The sequence below is a fragment of the Acrocarpospora phusangensis genome, assembly GCF_016862995.1.
In the GTDB taxonomy this organism is placed as follows: Bacteria; Actinomycetota; Actinomycetes; order Streptosporangiales; family Streptosporangiaceae; genus Acrocarpospora; species Acrocarpospora phusangensis.
Genome location: NZ_BOOA01000013.1, coordinates 18,137 through 35,131, shown reverse-complemented (window position 1 = coordinate 35,131; position 16,995 = coordinate 18,137). Strand labels below are relative to the sequence as shown.

Below are 16,995 nucleotides of genomic sequence, written 5' to 3'. Positions count from 1 at the left end.
GCGGGCTCAGCCGAACAGGCCGCGGCCCCAGTAGTCGCCGGCGTCCCGCACTCCCGGCGGGACCGCGAACAGCCCGCTGGAGACGTGCTTGATGTACTCGTTGAGCACGTCCTGCCGGGCCAGCGCCAGTTGCACGGGGACGAACTGGCGGCGCGGGTCCCGCTGGTAGGCGATGAAGAACAGCCCCGCGTCCAGGCGGCCCAGGCCGTCGGAGCCGTCCACGAAGTTGTAGCCGCGGCGGAGCATACGCGCTCCGCCGTGGCTGGACGGATGGGCCAGCCGCACGTGCGCGATGTCGGCGATCAGGGGCTGGCCGTCCGGGCCCCGCTTGGCGAAGTCCGGCTCGTCGAACTCCTTCGCCATGCCGAGCGCCGCGCCCTCGCCCTTGTTCCTGCCGAAGATCGCCTCCTGCTCGGTGAGCGAGGTCCGGTCCCAGGTCTCGATGTGCATCCTGATCTTGCGGGTGACCAGGTAGCTGCCGCCGGCCATCCACGCCGCGCCGTCCTCGGGGGCCGCCCACAGGTGCTCCCTGAGCATGGCGGTGTCCTCCAGCTTCAGGTTGGCGGTGCCGTCCTTGAAGCCCATCAGGTTGCGCGGCGTGGCCTGCGACCGCGACGTCGAGGACGTACGGCCGAAGCCCAGCTGCGAGTAGCGCACCGAGACCCGGCCGAAGCCGATCCTGGCCAGGTTGCGGATCGCGTGCACCGCCACCTGCGGGTCGTGCGCGCACGCCTGCACGCACAGGTCGCCGCCGGAGATCTCCGGCAGCAGCGCCTCGCCGGGGAACTTCGGCAGGTCGGCCAGGGCCTGCGGCCTGCGGCCGGCGAGCCCGAACCGGTCGTCGAACAGGGACGGGCCGAATCCGACGGTGAGGGTCAGCCCGGAGGCGGGCAGCCCCAGGGCCTCGCCGGTGTCGTCCGGCGGGGCCTCGGGCAGGCCGCCCACCGCGCCGAGCGCCCCGGCCTCCTGGCCCTGGGTCATCCTGGCCGCCGCCGCCGTCCACTCCTGGAGCAGCTCGACGAGCTCGGCGCGGTCCCGCGTGGTCACGTCGAAGGCGACGAAGTGCAGCCGGTCCTGGGCCGGGGTGACGATCCCGGCCTGGTGCTCGCCGTAGAACGGCACCGCGGCGGATTCGGTGCCGGACCCGGCGGCGGTGGCCGTCGTGGGACCGGCCTCCTCGCCCTGGAGGGACCGGACCGCCAGCGTGCCCGCGCCCGCGGCGGCCACTCCGGCCGCGCCGAGACCGAAGAGTCTCCGGCGGCTGATGCCCGCCATATCCGCTCCTTCTCAGTCGTGAGCCCGGCGGCTACTGCGCCACCACGGCGGCGATCCTGCTGACCGGCTCGGCCAGGGCGTTGATCGCGTCCGAGAGCACCTTCAGCTCGTCCTTGGACAGCTCGGTGTGCAGCTTCCAGCCGTCGCCCTTGCGGTGCACCTCCAGGGCCGCCTCGGCGGCGGCGAACTTCTCGTCCAGAGTCTGCACCAGCGCGGCGTCCCGCGCCTCCAGGACCGGGCGGAGCGACTGCACGGCGGCCTGCGAACCTTCCAGGTTGGCCGCGAAGTCCCACAGGTCGGTGTGGGAGTAGCGGTCCTCCTCACCGGTGATCTTGCCGGTGGCCACCTCGTCCAGCAGTTCCTTCGCGCCGTTGCCCAGCTGGAGCGGGGACAGCTTCTCCGCGTTGGCCTTCTCCACGATCAGCTTCACGTCGCTCATCAGCTGGTCGGCGATCGGCCCGGAGCCGCTGATGTCCCCGGTCTTCCACAGGTCCCGCTCCAGGCGGTGGTAGCCGGTGAACTCCATGCCCTCCTCGATGACCTCCTCACGGCCGTCGATCTTGGGGTCCAGGTCGCCGAAGATCTCGGCCACCGGCTCGATCCGCTCCCAGTACGTGCGCGCCACCGGGAAGAGCGCCTTCGCCTTCTCCTGGTCGCCCGCCTTGACCGCGTCCACGAACTCCTGCGTCTTGACCAGCAGCGCGTCCGTCTGGCTCTTGACGTAACGCCCGTAGCTGGCGGTGGCCTCGGCCAGCTGGGCGTCGTCGGTGAGCGGCTTGTGCTCGCCGGTCACCTTGAGCGGCCCCCGGATGCCCTTGCCGATCATGCCGGGCTTGCAGGCCGTCTCGTACGTCCCGGCCGGCAGCTCGATCACCAGGTCCCGGGTCAGGCCGGGCACGATGTTCTCCACCTCGCCCATGACCCGGTCGCCGGGGGCGTACACGTAGAACTCGGTGACCTTGCTGCCGCCGTTGGTGATGGAGAACGTCGAGGTGCCGGCCGCGACCTCGGCCGTGCCCACCTGGCAGGCGGTGTCGCTGGCGGCCACCGCCACCTTCCCGTTCCCGGCGGGGGCGGAGCCGCCCGCCGCGGGGGCCGCGCTCTCGGTGCCGCCGCAGGCGGTGAGGGTGGCCAGGGCGAGAGCGCCGAGGAGAAGGGTCTTGCGCATGGGATGACTCCAGTCGGTTTTACGAGGCGGGCGCGGCGACCTTGGCCGGGGCGGCCGGGCGGAGGAAGAGGAACATGACCGGCAGCACGTACGCCGTCCAGGCGATCGTCTCCAGCACGCTCGGCGCGGCGGTGATGTTGAACATGCCGCTCAGCAGGGCCGAGTACCAGGCGCTCGGGTCGAGCACCGCGCTGATGTCGAAGGCGAGGGTGTTGAGGCCCGGGAGGATGCCGGCTTCCTGGAGGTCGTGCACGCCGTACTTGAGGATGCCGCCGGCGACCAGGATGAGGAGGATGCCGGTCCAGGTGAAGAACTTGGTGAGGTTGACGCGGATGGCGCTGGCGTACAGGCCCCAGCCGATGACGATGGAGGTGAGCAGGCCGAGGGTGATGCCGATGAGCGGGGTGGCCGTGGCCGCCGCGCCCTGCGCGGAGGCGAAGAACAGCAGGGAGGTCTCCAGGCCCTCGCGGACCACCGCCAGGAAGGCCATCACGGCCACCGCGACCGACCCGACCTCGAGCGCCTCGCCCAGCTTGGCGCGCAGGTCCGCGCTGATCCGGCGGGCCGCGCCGCGCATCCAGAAGATCATCCAGGTGACGAAGACGGTGGCCGCGATCGAGGCGACCGCCTCGAACAGCTCCTGCTGCTCGAAGGCCAGGTGGGCGGCGGTGAAGGAGAGCAGCGCGCCGAACCCGACCGACAGCGCCACCGCGGCCGCGACGCCCGTCCAGACCAGGGGGAGCTTGTCCCGCCTGTCGCTCTTCACGAGGAAGGCCACGAGAATCGAGACGACCAGGGTCGCCTCCAGCCCTTCCCGCAGGCCGATGAGGTAGCTGGCGAACACGCGATCACTTCCACAGGTGAGCCTTGCCTAATTTAGGCGAGCTTTACCTTACCCATGCGGCGATCGGGCCACTCCGGCGGGGGCGTTAATTGCTTTGATCCGGGTGGAAGGGGGCGCGTAACGTGGGTCGCGTCCCATCCCCGGTCCTGGGAGTGTCCCTTGGAGTTCTGAGGTCGGCGCCGCTTCTGTAATGCGGCGTCCTCGCGTGTCCGATGAAACACGACCTCAGCAGGGACGTTTATGTTGACAATTCATGATCTTTCTTTCGCGTGGGCCGACGGCACGCCGGTGTTCGACGGGCTGGAGCTCGCGTTCGGGCCGGGGCGTACCGGCCTGGTGGGGGTGAACGGGTCCGGGAAGTCCACGCTGCTGCGGCTGATGGCCGGAGAACTGACACCGGCTCAGGGCAGCGTACGCGCGACCGGCGTCGTCGGGTACCTGCCGCAGAACCTGCCCCTCGGGGTGGCCAGGACGGTGTCCGACCTGCTCGGCATCACGGCGGCGCGGCGCGCGCTGCACGCGATCGAGCGGGGGGAGGCGACCGAGGCCGACTACGCGGACGTCGTCTGGGACGTCGAGGAGCGGGCCCGCGGCGAGCTGGACCGGCTCGGGCTGCGCGACGTGGAGCTCGACCGTACGGTGGCCGGGCTGTCGGGCGGGGAGACCGTGCTGACCGGCCTGGCGGCGCAGTTCCTGCGCGAGCCCGACGTGCTGCTGCTGGACGAGCCCACCAACAACCTCGACCTGGACGCGCGGCGGCGGCTCTACGACGCGGTCCTGGCCTGGCGGCGCACCCTCGTGGTGGTCAGCCACGACCGTACTCTGCTCGGCCTGGTCGACCAGATCGCCGAGCTGCCGTCCGGCCGGGTGTTCGGCGGCGACTACACCGCGTACGAGGAGATCCTGGCCGTGGAGCAGCAGGCCGCCGAGCGCGGCGTGCGCACGGCCGAGGGGGAGCTGCGGCGGCAGCGGCGGGACCTGGCCGACGCCCGCGTCAAGCTCGACCGCAGGCTCAGGTACGGCAGGAAGATGGAGGAGCAGAAGAGAGAACCGAAGATCATCATGGGCGCCCGGAAGCGGCAGGCCCAGGTGTCGGCGGGCAAACACCGCAATCTGCACGAGGAGAAGGTCGAGCAGGCCCGCGAGCGCCTCGCCGAGGCCGAGGAGGCGGTCCGCGACGACGCCGGGATCCGCGTCGTCCTCCCGGCGACCGCCGTCCCGTCCGGCCGCACGGTCCTGTCCCTCCCGTTGGACGGACTGAGCGTCACCGACCACGACATCTCCGAAATATCCGTCGCCAGTGTGTTCCCCGGAAAGGAGCTGACCCGGCTCGTCGTCCGCGGACCCGAACGGATCGCCCTGGTCGGTCCCAACGGCTCGGGCAAGACCACCCTGCTGGAGCGGATCGCCACGCACGTGCGCGCCCCGGGATCACCCGACGGCGTCTTCGTGCCGACGCGCTACCTCCCGCAGCGCCTGGACATCCTCGACGACGGGCTGAGCGTGCTCGGCAACGTCCGCGCGGCGGCGCCGGAGACCTCGGCGCACGCCGCCCGCGCGGGCCTGGCGCGCTTCCTGTTCCGGGGAGCCCGCGTGGACCAGCTCGCGGGCACCCTGTCCGGCGGCGAGCGGTTCCGCGCGGTGCTGGCCGCGCTGCTGCTGGCCGAGCCCCAGCTGCTGCTCCTGGACGAGCCCACCAACAACCTCGACCTGGTCAGCGTCCGGCAGCTCGCCCAGGCGCTGTCCGCCTACCGGGGCGCGCTGATCGTGGCCAGCCACGATCTTCCGTTCCTGGAGTCCATCGGCCCGACTCGCCGAATTGACACTTCCGGACTTGTCGGTAAACAGTTGGACAGGTGATCACTCCCCGGTTCCTCGCCGTCGCCGCGGCGGCGGTCACCTTAGCCGCGTGCACCGCCGCCCCGGAGCCGCCGCCCGGCTCCGGCGGCTCGTCCCAGGGCGCCGCCGGGTCGCCGCAGCCGTCCGGCCTCAGCCCCGCCGCGTACCGCACCGCGCTGGACGCGGCGGGCGGCCCGGTCGACACCGCGCTCAAGGACCTGGCCAAGGCCAACACCCCCAAGACGCTGAGCCAGCGGCTGACCAAGGCCGAGACGGCGGTCGGCGCGGCCCTGACCCAGCTGCGGCCCGTCCAGCCGCCCGCCGACATCACCACCGAGCACTCCGACTACCTGGCCGCGCTGAGCGGCGTCGAGACCGCCCTCGGCGACCTGCGGACCGCGGTGCAGGACAGCTCGCTCTGCACGGCGACCGCGGTGCTGGCCAAGCTCGGCAAGTCCGACGACTTCGCCGCGCTCAAGGAGGCCGGCGTCGACCTGGCCTCGCTCGGCGACTACCCGGGCGGCAAGCTCACCGTGAAGCCGCCCAAGGAGCAGAACCGGCGGCAGTCCAACGGGAAGGTGCTGCGCTCGGCCGTACGGGGCGGGCGGAGCAAGCTGATCGTGAAGAACGGCGGCGCGCAGGACGCGGTGCTCACCATGATGCTCGGCAAGCGCAAGGCCGTCTCGGTCTACGTGCGCAAGAAGAGCCGGGCCACCGTGGCGAACATCAAGGACGGCAACTACCGGGTGTTCTTCGCGACCGGGGTCGACTACGACAGCAAGAAGCGGCGCTTCAACCGGACCTGCGGCTACGAGCGCTTCGACGACCCGGTGCGGTTCAAGACCACCTTTAGCGGCAGCACGATCCGCTGGAGCGACTGGACGCTCACCCTCAACAAGGTCACCGGCGGCAACGCGCCGTCCAGCCGGGTGGACCCGGAGGACTTCCCGATCTGAGCCCGGGAACGCGAAAGCCGCGGCCCCGGGGAGGGGCCGCGGCCGGTGGGGCTCAGCTCGAGAAGAGCGCGTTCACCCAGCTCTTGCGGTGGCCGTGGTGGTAGCCGTGGCCGCCGTGGTGGCCGCCGCCCCAGGCCGGGCCGGGGGCGGGGGGCGGGGGAGCCGCGTAGGTCTGCTGCGCCCACTGGTTCTCCATGCGGGAGAGAGTCTCAAGCTCGCCGTAGTCGAGGAAGATTCCACGACAACCGTCGCACTGCTCGATGTGGACGCCGTTACGGTCGAAAGTCCGCATGTTGCCGCGGCACTTGGGGCACTGCATGAGCGTCATCTCCTTAAGAGGTGTTAACCAGTCACCCTACGACGGTGGCGGTGTGGCCAGGATCCTCTCGCAGGAGGAGATCAGAGCCCCAGCCGCCTCGTCAAGGGCGGTGTCGTCGCGGCGCGCGGTGGTCAACGCCGTGGCGGCCAACTGGACCGTCAACGCGCGGGCCGGCCCGTCGAGTTCCCGCCACGGATCCCCGGCGGAGACGGCCGTCCCCCCGGCCTCCAGGTAGGCGCCCAGGAAGCGGTCCCACTCCCGCGGCGAGACCAGGCCCGAGGCGTACCAGGCCGCCGGGCGGGCGAGGTCCCAGACCGGGTCGCCGTACCCGAGGTCGTCGGGGTCGATGAGCAGCCACGCGCCGTCCAGGCGGAGCAGCTGCCCCAGATGCCAGTCGCCATGCGTGAGCCCGTGCCCGCGCTGCCGCAGGTCCAGCGTCTCGTACGCCCTGCGGGGCAGGTCGTCCGGTTCGAGCCGGGCGACGGCCCTGGCCACCCGGGCGGGACCGCCCATCGGCGGCAGCCCGGCGGGGACGGGCTGGGCGTGCAGCCGCGCCAGCAGCCGGCCGCCCTCCTCCCACGGGGGTTTCTCCAGGTCGTCGGGCGTGACCGGCTCCCCGGCGGGCCAGATGCTGACGATCCGGTCGTCGATCCGGTCGGTCCCCAGCGGGGCCAGCAGCAGGCCCGGCAGCCGTACCTCCAGGCGGGCCTTCAGCTCGGCCTCGTCGGTGTCCGCCGGGTGCGCCTTCAGCACCACGTCGCCCACCCGGACGACCAGGACCCGGGTGTCCTTGAGGACCGTCACGGGGCCTTCGCGGCCGGACAGCCGGACCAGACGGGGGAGCAGCTCGGGGGGCACCGGGACAATCTACCCGGCGGCGGATCGGGCCCGCGCGGGCTCTACTGTGGCCGTATGAAGATTGGTTTCGGGGTTCCGGTGTCCGGCTCGTGGGCGACGCCCGGCAACATGCTCCGGGTCGCCACCCGGGCCGAGGAGCTGGGCTACCACGAGGTCTGGACGTTCCAGCGCCTGCTCTACCCGGTGGGGCACCCGATGGGTCCCGGCTACCGCAGCGTCCACGACCCGACGGTGACAATGGCGTATCTGGCCGGCGTGACCACCCGGATCCGGCTCGGCGTGGCCGTGCTCAACATGCCCTTCGCCTCCCCGGCCCTCCTGGCCAAGCAGCTCGCCACCCTGCAGACCGTCTCCGGCGGGCGCCTGGACGTGGGCCTGGGGCTCGGCTGGGTGGAGGAGGAGTTCGCCGCCTCGGGCGTGCCCCTGGAGCGCCGCGGCAAGCGCGGCGAGGAGTACGTGCGGGTCCTGCGCAAGCTCTGGACCGAGGACCCGATCGAGTTCGAGGGCGAGTTCTACACGGTGCCGCCCGTGCACCAGGACCCCAAGCCGCCGTCGGTCCCGCCGATCCTGATGGGCGGCGCCGCCCCCGCCGCGCTGCGCCGCGCGGGCCGCCTGGCCGACGGCTGGATCAGCTCCAGCCGGATGGACCTCTCCAGGATCCACGAGCAGATCGACGTGGTGAAGGAGGCGGCCGCGGAGGCCGGCCGCGACGCCGGCGCCCTGCGCTTCATCTGCCGGGGGGTGACCCGGCCGGGGGCCGACTCCGGGGCCCCGCTCGCCGGGTCGTACGAGAAGATCAGGCAGGACGTCGCGGCCCTGGCCGAGCAGGGCGTCACCGAGGTCTTCCACGACCTCAACTTCAACCCCGAGATCGGCTCGGTCGACGCCGACCCCGCCGCGTCGATGCGCCTGGCGGAGGAGGCCCTGGCGGAGCTCAGGCCCGCGGACTAGGGCGTCATCTCGTACGCGCGGGCGATCAGCTCGTAGGAGCGCAGCCGGGTCTCCGTGCCGTGCACCATCGTGGTGATCATGAGCTCGTCCGCGCCGGTGCGCTTGCGCAGCTCGTCCAGGCCGGCGCGGACCTGGCCGGGGTCGCCGTGGACGACGTCGGCCAGCCGCCCGTACACGAACTCGGTCTCCGCCGCCGAGTACGGGTACGCGGCGGCCTCCTCCGGCGTCGGGAACCGGCCGGGCCGCCCGAGCCGCATGCGCAGGAACGACAGCGCGCCCGGCATGGCTTGCCGCAGCGCCTCCTCCTCGCTCTCCGCCGCCACCGCGGCGACCCCGATCATCGCGTACGGCTCGGCGAGCACCCCGGACGGGCGGAAGGACGTGCGGTAGATCTCCAGCGCGGGCTCGGTGTTGGCCGCGCTGAAGTGGTGCGCGAACGCGAACGGCAGGCCCAGCAGCCCGGCCAGCCGCGCGCTGAAGCCGCTGGAGCCGAGCAGCCAGATGGGCGGCCGGTCGTCGCCGCGGGGGATGGCCTGCACCCGGGTGTCGGTGCCGTCCAGGAACGCGGTCAGCGCGGCGACCTCCTGGGGGAACTCGTCCGGGTCGACGTTGGCGCTGCGGCGCAGCGCCTGGGCGGTGACCCCGTCGGTGCCGGGGGCGCGCCCGAGCCCGAGGTCGATGCGCCCTGGGTGGAGCGCGTGCAGGGTGCCGAACTGCTCGGCGATCACAAGCGGCGCGTGGTTGGGCAGCATGACGCCGCCGGAGCCGAGCCGGATCGTGCGGGTGGAGGCCGCCAGATGGGCGATGATCACGGCGGGGGAGGAGCTGGCCACGCCCGGCATGCCGTGGTGCTCGGCCACCCAGAGCCGGTGGTATCCCCACGTCTCGGCCCGCTTGGCCAGCTCGGTCGCGCCCCGCAGCGCCTCGGCCGGGGTGCTGCCCTCTCCGACGGTCGCGAGTTCGAGCACCGACAGCGGGACCTCGGCCGCACCTCGCGCGACGCCGCGAATATTCTCCATGAGCGGGGACAACCCGAGACACGCTCGGGATATTTCCGGATATTTCGGCTTATGTGGGTGGCGGACGATCTTCGCGGACCTGCGATGCTTGGGACATGACTGAGCGCAAGCCCATCGACTGCTGGCTGTCGGACATGGACGGCGTCCTGGTCCACGAGGGCAAGCCCGTGCCGGGAGCGGACGAGTTCATCAAGAAGCTCGGCGCCTCCGGCAAACGCTTCCTCGTCCTCACCAACAACTCCATCTACACCCCCCGAGACCTGTCCGTACGGCTCCGCGTGGCCGGCCTGGACGTGCCGCCGGAGGCGATCTGGACCTCCGCCATGGCCACCGCCGACTTCCTGGCCGCCCAGCGCCCGGAGGGCTCGGCGTACGTGATCGGCGAGTCGGGCCTGACCACCGCGCTGCACGAGGCCGGCTACGTCCTCACCGACCTGGACCCCGACTACGTCGTCCTGGGCGAGACCAGGACCTACAGCTTCTCCCACATCACCCGGGCGATCCGCCTGATCGAGAACGGCGCCCGCTTCATCGCCACCAACCCGGACGCGGTGGGCCCCTCCCACGAGGGCAACCTGCCCGCCTGCGGCGCGGTGGCCGCCATGATCACCAAGGCCACGGGCGTGGAGCCGTACTTCGTCGGGAAGCCCAACCCGATGATGATGCGCAGCGCGCTCAACCGCATCGAGGGCCACAGCGAGAGCACCGCCATGATCGGCGACCGGATGGACACCGACGTCGTCTGCGGCATGGAGGCCGGTCTGCACACCATCCTCGTGCTCACCGGCGTCACCCAGCGCGAGCAGATCGACCGGTTCCCGTTCCGGCCCTCCCTGGTCGTCCCCTCGGTCGCCGACCTGATCGAGCTCGTCGATTAACTGCCACCCCCTGACAGCATCTGGTGTGAGGCTGACGGGATGAACCACGTCTACCTGGAGATCGGCCCCAAGAGGGTCTTCGCGTGCTCGATCGACTGGCCCGGATGGTGCCGCATCGGCAAGTCCGAGGACCAGGCGATCGAGGCGCTCCTCAGCTACGAATCCCGCTACCGCCTCATCGCCGAACGCGCGGCCCTGCCGTTCGATCCCGGCGACCCCGTCATCACCGAACACGTCAAAGGCGACTCCACCACTGATTTCGGCGCCCCCGGCGCCATCCCGCCCAGCGACTTCACCCCGGTCGCCGAGCCCGAGGCCACCCGCGCCGCCGCCCTGCTCACCGCCGCCTGGGCCGAGTTCGACGCGTACGCCCAGGTGGCCCCCGAAGAACTCCGCAAGGGCCCCCGCGGCGGCGGCCGCGACCGCACCAAGATGATCGGCCACGTTTTCGAGGCCGAACGCGCCTACGCCCGCAAAGCCGGCCTCAAACCCAAACCCATCAAAACCCCCGCCGACCTGACCGCCATGCGCACTGCCATCACCCAGACCCTCGGCGTCCCCTCCGACACCCCCGCCGACCACGGCTGGCCCGCCCGTTACACGACCCGCCGCATCATCTGGCACGTCCTGGACCACCTCTGGGAAATGCAGGACCGCTCGATCTGACTCAGCCCTCGAAGCGGCGGAGGCGTTTGACGGCGGAGCGGTGCTTCTTGTCCGAGAGGCGGTGTTCGACGGCGCCGCGGGAGGGCTTGGTGGGGCGGCGTTTGCGGGGTGGGGGTGCGATCGCCTCGCGGAGGAGCTGGGCGAGGCGCATGCGGGCGGCCTCGCGGTTGCGGAGCTGGGAGCGGAACTCGGAGGCGGCGATGGTGATGGTGCCGCCGACGAGGCGCGGGGCCAGGCGGGCGAGGGCGCGCGCCTTCAGGGCGGGCGGGAGCGCGTCGGTGCCGGCCAGGTCGAAGGTGAGCTCCACCCGGCTGTCGGTGGTGTTGACGCCCTGGCCGCCGGGGCCGGAGGAGCGGGAGAAGCGCCAGCTCAGTTCGGCCTCGGGCACGCTCACGGCGGCGGTGACTGTCAGTGGTTCCGGCATGGGGTTCTCCTCCTCTCGGTACGCCAAGGGTATCTGTGGTGAATACCCACCGATCAAGGCATTTATTGGTATTCGGTGACGGGCAGGCGACGGACCATCGCCGAATATTCGCTTACCCGACGTCACATGTTCGGCTTGAGTAAAATTACTGAGGGTAATCCGCAGGTTTGTTCACTTATGGTTTCTTCGCAGGTCAGAGGCCCATCTTGTATTCGCAAGCCGGGGGGGCTCCACTGGTGGAGTGCAGGGAAAACCGTCACGCAGAGTGTTCATGTCCGGCGTCGCGGCCGGCGGGCTCCTTCTTACCGGAGCCGGGTACGCCCCGACAAGATCCCCCGCGAGGTCCCTACGTCAGGACCCGTTCGGCGTCGGCCTGGCCTCGGGCGACCCGTCCGCCGACGGCTTCGTGCTGTGGACCCGGCTGGTGCTCGATCCGCTCGGGCTGAACGGCCGAGGCGGCATGCCCGCCCGGGACTACGACGTGCAGTGGCAGGTCGCCACCGACGAGCGGTTCGCGGACATCGTCCGTACGGGCACGGAGACGGCGGCGTGGCGTTCGGCGCACAGCGTGCACGTCGAACTCCAGGGCCTCCAGCCCGGCCGGGAGTACTTCTACCGGTTCCGGGCGGACGGGCACGTGTCGCCGGCCGGGCGGACGCGGACCTCGCCCGCCGGGCTGTCGCCCCTGACGTTCGCCATAGCGGCCTGCGCCCACTACGAGCACGGCTACTACACCGCGTACAAGCGGCTGGCCGAGCAGGAACCCGACCTGGTCGTGCACCTCGGCGACTACATGTACGAGTACCAGCCCGACGGATACACCGCCCCCGGCGGGAACATCCGGCACCACTCCGGCGGGCAGAAGTGCGCCACCCTCGCCGACTACCGGATGCGGCACGCGCAGTACAAGAGCGACCCCGACCTGCAGGCCGCGCACGCGGTCGCCCCCTGGCTGGTCGCCTTCGACGATCATGAGATCGAGAACAACTGGGCCGGCGAGAAGTCGAGCAGCGGCGCGCCCGCGTTCGAACGCCGCCGGGCCAGCGCCTTCCAGGCGTACTACGAGAACATGCCGCTGCGCCGCGCCAGCCTGCCGCACGGCGCCGCCATAAAGATCAACAGGCGGGTGGCCTGGGGCGACCTGGCCCAGTTCCACCTGCTGGACACCCGCCAGTTCCGCGACGACCAGGCCTGCGAGGACGGCGTGCGCGCCGGCTGCGACGACCGCCTCGACGAGAAGCGCACCCTGCTCGGCCAGGACCAGCACCGCTGGCTGCTCAGCGGGCTGAAGGCCTCCCAGGCCCGCTGGAACCTGATCGGCCAGCAGATCCTCATGGCGCAGAAGGACTACAAGCTCGGGCCCGGCAGCGAGGTCAACCTCGACTCCTGGGACGGGTACGCCGCCGAGCGCGCCTCGCTGCTGCGCGGGCTCAAGGACGTGGCCAACCCGGTCGTGCTCACCGGCGACGCGCACATGCACCACGCCGCCGAGCTCCACGCCGACCCCGGCGACCCGGACAGCAAGGCCGCGGTCGAGTTGGTCACCTCCTCCATCGCCAGCGACGGCGACGGCTACCGCGACGTCGAGCGCACCGCCGCCGTCCTGGCCGAGAACCCGCACATCTCCTACATCGACCAGCGGCGGGGATACATCCTGGCCAGGCTCACGCCGGACACGCTCACCGCGGACTTCCGCACCCTCGACTACATCAGCCGCCGCGGCGCCCCGGCCCGCACCTCGGCCAGGTTCACCGTCCCTTCGGGTGAGCGGAGCCTGGTGTGAAGTCCCTCCTCGCCGCCGTCCTGCTCCTGCCCTCGCTGCACGGCACGGCAGCGGCCGCCTGCGCCGGCGTCGCGGCCGACTACAACGGCGACGGGCGGCCCGACCTGGCGGTGGCCATGCCGTACGCGACGGTGGGCGGACACGACCGCGCGGGCGCGGTCGCGCTGTTCGACGGCACCGGCGACGGCTTCCGCGAGAGCAAGGTGATCTCGCAGGACAGCGACGGGATCCCCGGCGAGGCCGAGCGCGGCGACGCGTTCGGCGCGGCCCTCGCCACCGGCGACTTCAACGGCGACGGCTGCGCCGACCTGGCCGTCGGCGCGTCCGAGGAGTTCGTCGGCCGCGAGCCGGTGGCCGGCGCCGACGGCCACGGCATGGTCCACCTCCTGTACGGCTCCCGCTCCGGCCTGCGCCACGTCAAGATCCTCGACCTGTCCGACCACGGCAGCGACCGGTTCGGCGCGGCCCTCGCGGCGGGCGACCTGGACGGCGACGGCGACGACGAACTGGCCATCGGCGCGCCCGGCTACGAGGGCGGCGGCGCCGTCGTGATCCACGGCGCCAAAATGAAGATGATCAAGAACTCCGGCGCGGCCACCGACCAGTTCGGGTCCGCGCTCGCCACCGGCGACTTCGACGGCGACGGCACCGCGGAACTCGCCATCGGCGCCCCCGGCGACAACCTGGCCAGGAAGGCCGAAGGCTCGGTGACCGTCGTCCAGAAGGGCCGCTCCACCCTCTACAGCCAGGACAGCCCCTGGGTGAAGGGCTTCGCGGAGAGCTGGGACTACTTCGGCTCCGCCCTGGCCGCCGCCGACTTCAACGGCGACGGCCGCGACGACCTGGCCGTCGGCGTCCCCGGCGAGGGCCTCAGCGTCTACCCGCGCGCCATGGAGTACGGCGAGGGCACCGTCCACGTGATCTACGGCTCCGGCGGCGGGCTCAAGACCTCCACCACCGAGGGCTGGTCCCAGAACAGCCTCGTCGGCGTCCCCCGCATGTACGACCACTTCGGCGCGGCCCTGGCCGCCGGGGACCTCAACGGCGACGGCGACGCCGAACTCGCCATCGGCATCCCCGGCGAGAACGCCGTCCAGGTCCTCGCGGGCACCAAGTCCGGCGGCCTCACCAAGAACCACAACCTGCTCATCCCCGGCCCCGGGACCAGCGAGTTCGGCGCGGCCCTGACGATCGTCGGCGGCGACCTGGTCGTCGGCGCGCCCATGCTCGGCGAGATCACCCTCTTCCGCGGCCACCGCAAGATCGGCTCCTACCCCGGCGTCACCAAGAAGGGCCAGCGCCTCGGCACCGGCTCCGGCCTGTACGGCTACAGCCTGATCTGAACCGCCACCAGCGAGATGAGCGCGGACACCGCCATCATGGCCGCGCAGATGACCATCGCCGTCTGGAACCCGGCCGACAGCGCGGCCGGGTTGTCGTAGGCCGCCCCGGTGAGCCCCACGATCGGCGGGATGGCCGCCACCGCGAGCAGGCTCCCGGTGCGGGCGACCGCGTTGTTGATGCCGCTGGCGATGCCCGCGTGCCGCTCCGCCGCGCTGGCCAGCACGGTCGCCGTGAGCGGCGCGACGGCCGCCGACAGCCCGAGCCCGAACACCGTGGCCGCGGGCAGCACGCCCGTCAGATAGCCGGTGCCCGCGCCGATCCCGCTCATCATCAGGAATCCCGCCCCGCACAGCACGATCCCGGCCGTCATCGGGATCTTCGGCCCGATCCGCCGGGCCAGCTCACCGGCCCTGGGGGAGAGCAGCAGCATGAGCGCGGTCACCGGCAGCATGGCCGAACCGGCCGCGATCGGGCTGAACCCCGCCACCACCTGGAGTTGCAGCACCAGCAGGAAGAAGACGGCGCCCATCGCCGCGTACATGAACAGCGTGACGACGTTCACGGCCGTGAACGTGCGCGAGGTGAAGATGTCCACCGGGATCAGCGGGTTCCGCCGGGAACGCTCGACCAGCACGAACGCCGCCAGCAGCGCGAACCCGGCCAGCAGCGGCAGGTTCAGCGCCTCGATCAGGCCGTACGTGATGCCGGTCAGGGCCAGGGCCGCCAGGGCCGAGCCGAGCAGGTCGAAGTCGCCGGACGCGCTCTCGTCGCGGCTCTCCGGCACGTGCCGCATCGCCACCGCGACCACCAGCGCCGCCAGCGGCAGGTTGATCAGGAAGACCCAGCGCCAGCCGGCCGCCTCCACGATCCAGCCGCCCAGCAGCGGCCCGATCGCCGCCGCCGTGCCGCCCAGGCCCGACCAGAGGCCGATCGCGCGCGGCCGGTCCTCCCGGGCGAAGCTGGACTGGATGATCGCCAGCGACCCGGGCGTGAGCAGCGCCCCGCCGACGCCCTGCAGGGCCCGCGCCAGGATCAGGGTCTCGATGTTGGGCGCGATCCCGCATAATGCCGACGCCACCGCGAACCAGATCACCCCGAACAGGAAGATCTTGCGCCGGCCGTACCGGTCGCCGAGGGAGCCGCCCAGCAGGATCAGACCCGCCAGCGTCAGCGTGTACGCGTTGACGGTCCACTGCAGCCCGGCCACGTCGGCGTCGAGGTCGGTGCCCAGGACGCGCAACGCCACGTTCACCACGGTGCCGTCCAGCATGGCGATCCCGGACCCGAGCACGGTCGTGAACACGATCCACCGCCCGGCGCCGGACTTCAGCCGCACCGCGTCCTTTCCAGCCATCCTCAGACCGTACCGGTGCGGAAAGGATGCGAAGCCTGGGGGCCAGGTCAGGTCTGTTCAGGTCAGCGCGCGGAGGATGAACGTGGTGACGAAGGTGGTGGCCTCGTCGACGGTGATCGAGCCTTCCATCAGGGGGAGGCGTTCTGCGCCGAGGATGGCGAGGATGACGCGGGCCGTCGCGGGGACGTCGGTGGGCTGGAAGGCGCCGGTGTCCACGCCGCTCTGGACGATCTCGCAGAGGATGCGCTGCATGGGGGCCACGTGCGCGGCCAGCTGCTGGTACGCGTCCGGCCCGAGGGTCGCGGACAGGTCGGCCGCGCCGGGATGGGGGTGCGCCATCAGGCCGGTGAGCTGGAGGCGGACGAAGGCGGTGAGCCGTTCCGAGGGGGACGCGTCCGCGGGCAGGTCGCGGTCGTAGCTCTCCACGAAGTACCGGGTCACCCGCTCGGTGAAGCTGAGCAGCAGGGACGCCTTGTCCGGGAAGTAGTTGTAGAGGACGGTGCGGGTGATGCCCGCCTCGGCCGCGACGTCCGTCATCGAGATCGCGTCGATGCCCTGCCGGCGGGACAGCCGCGCCACCGCCTCCAGGATGCGGTCCTGCGTCTGCGCGCGATGCTCGCCGATGGTCGCGGCCGAGATGCGGGGCACGTCAGGCCGCTGCCCGCGCGAGCCGGCCGAGGTCGCCCAAGACCTCGGTGTTGAGCTGGTAGGCGAGCTTGGTCTCCCGGATGATGCGCTGCTGCCCGGCCTCGTCCAGGTCGAGCGCGTCCAGGCGCCGCCGGTACTCGTCCTTGAAGCGGGGCAGGCTGCCGATGTCGAAGTAGTAGAAGTCCACGCCGCCGCCCCTTCCGTACCCGTAGATCTTCTGGAGTTCCATCCGGATGAACTGGCCGCCGGACAGGTCGCCGAGGTAACGAGTGTAGTGGTGGGCGATGTAGCCGCCGGGCCGGTCGGCGACCTGGTTGATGCGGGCCACCAGCGTCTGGGTGGGTTTGCTGGGTTCGATGTGGTCCGCCCAGTTCGCGCCGAAGATCGTCGTCAGGTCGCGGACCAGGGCCTCCTCGCGGTACAGCTCGGGAAAGACGAACGCGCCCGCGACCGGGTGGTCCGCGAGCGCCTTCGCGGCCCCGTCCAGCGCCAGGTAGGCGAAATAGTGCTGGGCCACCATCGCGCCGTACGCCTCGGGGCTGAGCCGCCCGGCCATCAGGCTCTTCAGGTAGCCGTCATCCTCGGCGGACGCGTGGTCCGACCAGGTCGCCGCCCGCAACACCTCGGAAAAGCCCATCCAAACTCCTTTAAGGGTTCTTCATGACGAAG

The 16,995-nt window shown here is 71.6% G+C and carries 17 protein-coding genes; 7 read left to right on the top strand and 10 right to left on the bottom strand.

Annotated elements, in window-relative coordinates; all coding sequences use genetic code 11:
• Window positions 1-6: 6 nt before the first annotated feature.
• Genes efeB through efeU form a run of 3 tightly spaced genes read right to left on the bottom strand, consistent with a single transcriptional unit; the run spans window position 7 to window position 3,287 of the window.
• A complete protein-coding gene (gene efeB, locus Aph01nite_RS10360) occupies window positions 7-1,275 on the bottom strand; it encodes an iron uptake transporter deferrochelatase/peroxidase subunit (RefSeq protein ID WP_204040582.1) in 1,269 nt (422 codons plus the stop codon).
• Window positions 1,276-1,306: 31 nt separating this feature from the next.
• Window positions 1,307-2,443 (bottom strand): iron uptake system protein EfeO, encoded by a 1,137-nt coding sequence (gene efeO / locus Aph01nite_RS10355; protein WP_204040581.1) that lies wholly within the window; start codon window positions 2,441-2,443, stop codon window positions 1,307-1,309.
• A 19-nt stretch (window positions 2,444-2,462) separates the two neighbouring features.
• Window positions 2,463-3,287: an iron uptake transporter permease EfeU gene (gene efeU / locus Aph01nite_RS10350; protein WP_204040580.1), complete on the bottom strand. Its 825-nt coding sequence runs from the start codon at window positions 3,285-3,287 to the stop codon at window positions 2,463-2,465.
• Window positions 3,288-3,527: 240 nt separating this feature from the next.
• Between efeU and Aph01nite_RS10345 the strand changes: the two genes are divergently transcribed.
• Together Aph01nite_RS10345 and Aph01nite_RS10340 are read left to right on the top strand one after the other, a co-directional pair.
• Window positions 3,528-5,147 carry an ABC-F family ATP-binding cassette domain-containing protein gene (locus Aph01nite_RS10345; RefSeq protein ID WP_204040579.1) on the top strand — a complete coding sequence of 540 codons (1,620 nt, stop codon included), beginning with the start codon at window positions 3,528-3,530 and terminating at the stop codon, window positions 5,145-5,147.
• Window positions 5,144-6,082 carry a hypothetical protein gene (locus tag Aph01nite_RS10340; protein WP_204040578.1) on the top strand — a complete coding sequence of 313 codons (939 nt, stop codon included), beginning with the start codon at window positions 5,144-5,146 and terminating at the stop codon, window positions 6,080-6,082. Before Aph01nite_RS10345 ends, Aph01nite_RS10340 begins: the two co-directional genes overlap by 4 nt.
• Before the next feature lie 52 nt (window positions 6,083-6,134).
• On the opposite strand, the gene Aph01nite_RS10335 is transcribed toward Aph01nite_RS10340, so the two are convergent.
• A complete protein-coding gene (locus tag Aph01nite_RS10335; protein ID WP_444978685.1) occupies window positions 6,135-6,410 on the bottom strand; it encodes a TFIIB-type zinc ribbon-containing protein in 276 nt (91 codons plus the stop codon).
• Window positions 6,411-6,437: 27 nt separating this feature from the next.
• A complete protein-coding gene (locus Aph01nite_RS10330) occupies window positions 6,438-7,259 on the bottom strand; it encodes a phosphotransferase family protein (RefSeq protein WP_204040577.1) in 822 nt (273 codons plus the stop codon).
• Window positions 7,260-7,313: 54 nt separating this feature from the next.
• Here Aph01nite_RS10330 and Aph01nite_RS10325 point away from each other — a divergent pair, with 54 nt between their 5' ends.
• On the top strand, window positions 7,314-8,210 hold the full coding sequence (locus Aph01nite_RS10325) for a TIGR03619 family F420-dependent LLM class oxidoreductase (RefSeq protein WP_204040576.1): 897 nt from the start codon (window positions 7,314-7,316) through the stop codon (window positions 8,208-8,210).
• On the opposite strand, the gene Aph01nite_RS10320 is transcribed toward Aph01nite_RS10325, so the two are convergent.
• Window positions 8,207-9,229, bottom strand: coding sequence for an LLM class flavin-dependent oxidoreductase (locus Aph01nite_RS10320; RefSeq protein WP_204040575.1), 1,023 nt, complete (start codon window positions 9,227-9,229; stop codon window positions 8,207-8,209). The two genes, Aph01nite_RS10325 and Aph01nite_RS10320, sit on opposite strands and share 4 nt — an antisense overlap.
• Before the next feature lie 95 nt (window positions 9,230-9,324).
• On the opposite strand from Aph01nite_RS10320, the gene Aph01nite_RS10315 reads away from it, so the two are divergent.
• On the top strand, window positions 9,325-10,107 hold the full coding sequence (locus Aph01nite_RS10315; RefSeq protein WP_204040574.1) for an HAD-IIA family hydrolase: 783 nt from the start codon (window positions 9,325-9,327) through the stop codon (window positions 10,105-10,107).
• 39 nt (window positions 10,108-10,146) lie between these two features.
• Window positions 10,147-10,773, top strand: coding sequence for a hypothetical protein (locus Aph01nite_RS10310; protein WP_204040573.1), 627 nt, complete (start codon window positions 10,147-10,149; stop codon window positions 10,771-10,773).
• A 1-nt stretch (window position 10,774) separates the two neighbouring features.
• On the opposite strand, the gene arfB is transcribed toward Aph01nite_RS10310, so the two are convergent.
• Complete coding sequence (gene arfB, locus Aph01nite_RS10305; protein ID WP_204040572.1) at window positions 10,775-11,197, bottom strand: alternative ribosome rescue aminoacyl-tRNA hydrolase ArfB; 423 nt, start codon at window positions 11,195-11,197, stop codon at window positions 10,775-10,777.
• Between the two features lie 271 nt (window positions 11,198-11,468).
• Here arfB and Aph01nite_RS10300 point away from each other — a divergent pair, with 271 nt between their 5' ends.
• Window positions 11,469-12,980 (top strand): alkaline phosphatase D family protein, encoded by a 1,512-nt coding sequence (locus Aph01nite_RS10300; protein WP_239161554.1) that lies wholly within the window; start codon window positions 11,469-11,471, stop codon window positions 12,978-12,980.
• Window positions 12,977-14,323, top strand: a complete 1,347-nt coding sequence (locus Aph01nite_RS10295; RefSeq protein ID WP_204040570.1) for an FG-GAP and VCBS repeat-containing protein — start codon at window positions 12,977-12,979, stop codon at window positions 14,321-14,323. Before Aph01nite_RS10300 ends, Aph01nite_RS10295 begins: the two co-directional genes overlap by 4 nt.
• Here the strand turns inward: Aph01nite_RS10295 and Aph01nite_RS10290 are convergent.
• From Aph01nite_RS10290 to Aph01nite_RS10280, 3 genes are read right to left on the bottom strand one after another with little or no spacing between them, the layout of a single operon-like run.
• On the bottom strand, window positions 14,308-15,678 hold the full coding sequence (locus Aph01nite_RS10290) for an MFS transporter (protein WP_204040569.1): 1,371 nt from the start codon (window positions 15,676-15,678) through the stop codon (window positions 14,308-14,310). The genes Aph01nite_RS10295 and Aph01nite_RS10290 overlap by 16 nt on opposite strands.
• Before the next feature lie 57 nt (window positions 15,679-15,735).
• Window positions 15,736-16,326 carry a TetR/AcrR family transcriptional regulator gene (locus Aph01nite_RS10285; protein ID WP_204040568.1) on the bottom strand — a complete coding sequence of 197 codons (591 nt, stop codon included), beginning with the start codon at window positions 16,324-16,326 and terminating at the stop codon, window positions 15,736-15,738.
• Between the two features lies 1 nt (window position 16,327).
• A complete protein-coding gene (locus Aph01nite_RS10280; protein WP_204040567.1) occupies window positions 16,328-16,963 on the bottom strand; it encodes a biliverdin-producing heme oxygenase in 636 nt (211 codons plus the stop codon).
• Window positions 16,964-16,995 lie beyond the last annotated feature (32 nt).

Excerpts from the sequence above, each read along its gene's own strand:
- Aph01nite_RS10300 (WP_239161554.1), top strand. The coding sequence starts at position 11,469 with ATGTCCGGCGTCGCGGCCGGCGGGCTCCTTCTTACCGGAGCCGGGTAC.
- Aph01nite_RS10310 (WP_204040573.1), top strand. The coding sequence starts at position 10,147 with ATGAACCACGTCTACCTGGAGATCGGCCCCAAGAGGGTCTTCGCGTGC.
- efeB (WP_204040582.1), bottom strand. The coding sequence starts at position 1,275 with ATGGCGGGCATCAGCCGCCGGAGACTCTTCGGTCTCGGCGCGGCCGGA.
- Aph01nite_RS10315 (WP_204040574.1), top strand. The coding sequence starts at position 9,325 with ATGACTGAGCGCAAGCCCATCGACTGCTGGCTGTCGGACATGGACGGC.
- Aph01nite_RS10345 (WP_204040579.1), top strand. The coding sequence starts at position 3,528 with ATGTTGACAATTCATGATCTTTCTTTCGCGTGGGCCGACGGCACGCCG.
- Aph01nite_RS10335 (WP_444978685.1), bottom strand. The coding sequence starts at position 6,410 with ATGACGCTCATGCAGTGCCCCAAGTGCCGCGGCAACATGCGGACTTTC.
- efeO (WP_204040581.1), bottom strand. The coding sequence starts at position 2,443 with ATGCGCAAGACCCTTCTCCTCGGCGCTCTCGCCCTGGCCACCCTCACC.
- arfB (WP_204040572.1), bottom strand. The coding sequence starts at position 11,197 with ATGCCGGAACCACTGACAGTCACCGCCGCCGTGAGCGTGCCCGAGGCC.
- Aph01nite_RS10290 (WP_204040569.1), bottom strand. The coding sequence starts at position 15,678 with ATGGCTGGAAAGGACGCGGTGCGGCTGAAGTCCGGCGCCGGGCGGTGG.
- Aph01nite_RS10320 (WP_204040575.1), bottom strand. The coding sequence starts at position 9,229 with ATGGAGAATATTCGCGGCGTCGCGCGAGGTGCGGCCGAGGTCCCGCTG.
- Aph01nite_RS10325 (WP_204040576.1), top strand. The coding sequence starts at position 7,314 with ATGAAGATTGGTTTCGGGGTTCCGGTGTCCGGCTCGTGGGCGACGCCC.
- Aph01nite_RS10280 (WP_204040567.1), bottom strand. The coding sequence starts at position 16,963 with ATGGGCTTTTCCGAGGTGTTGCGGGCGGCGACCTGGTCGGACCACGCG.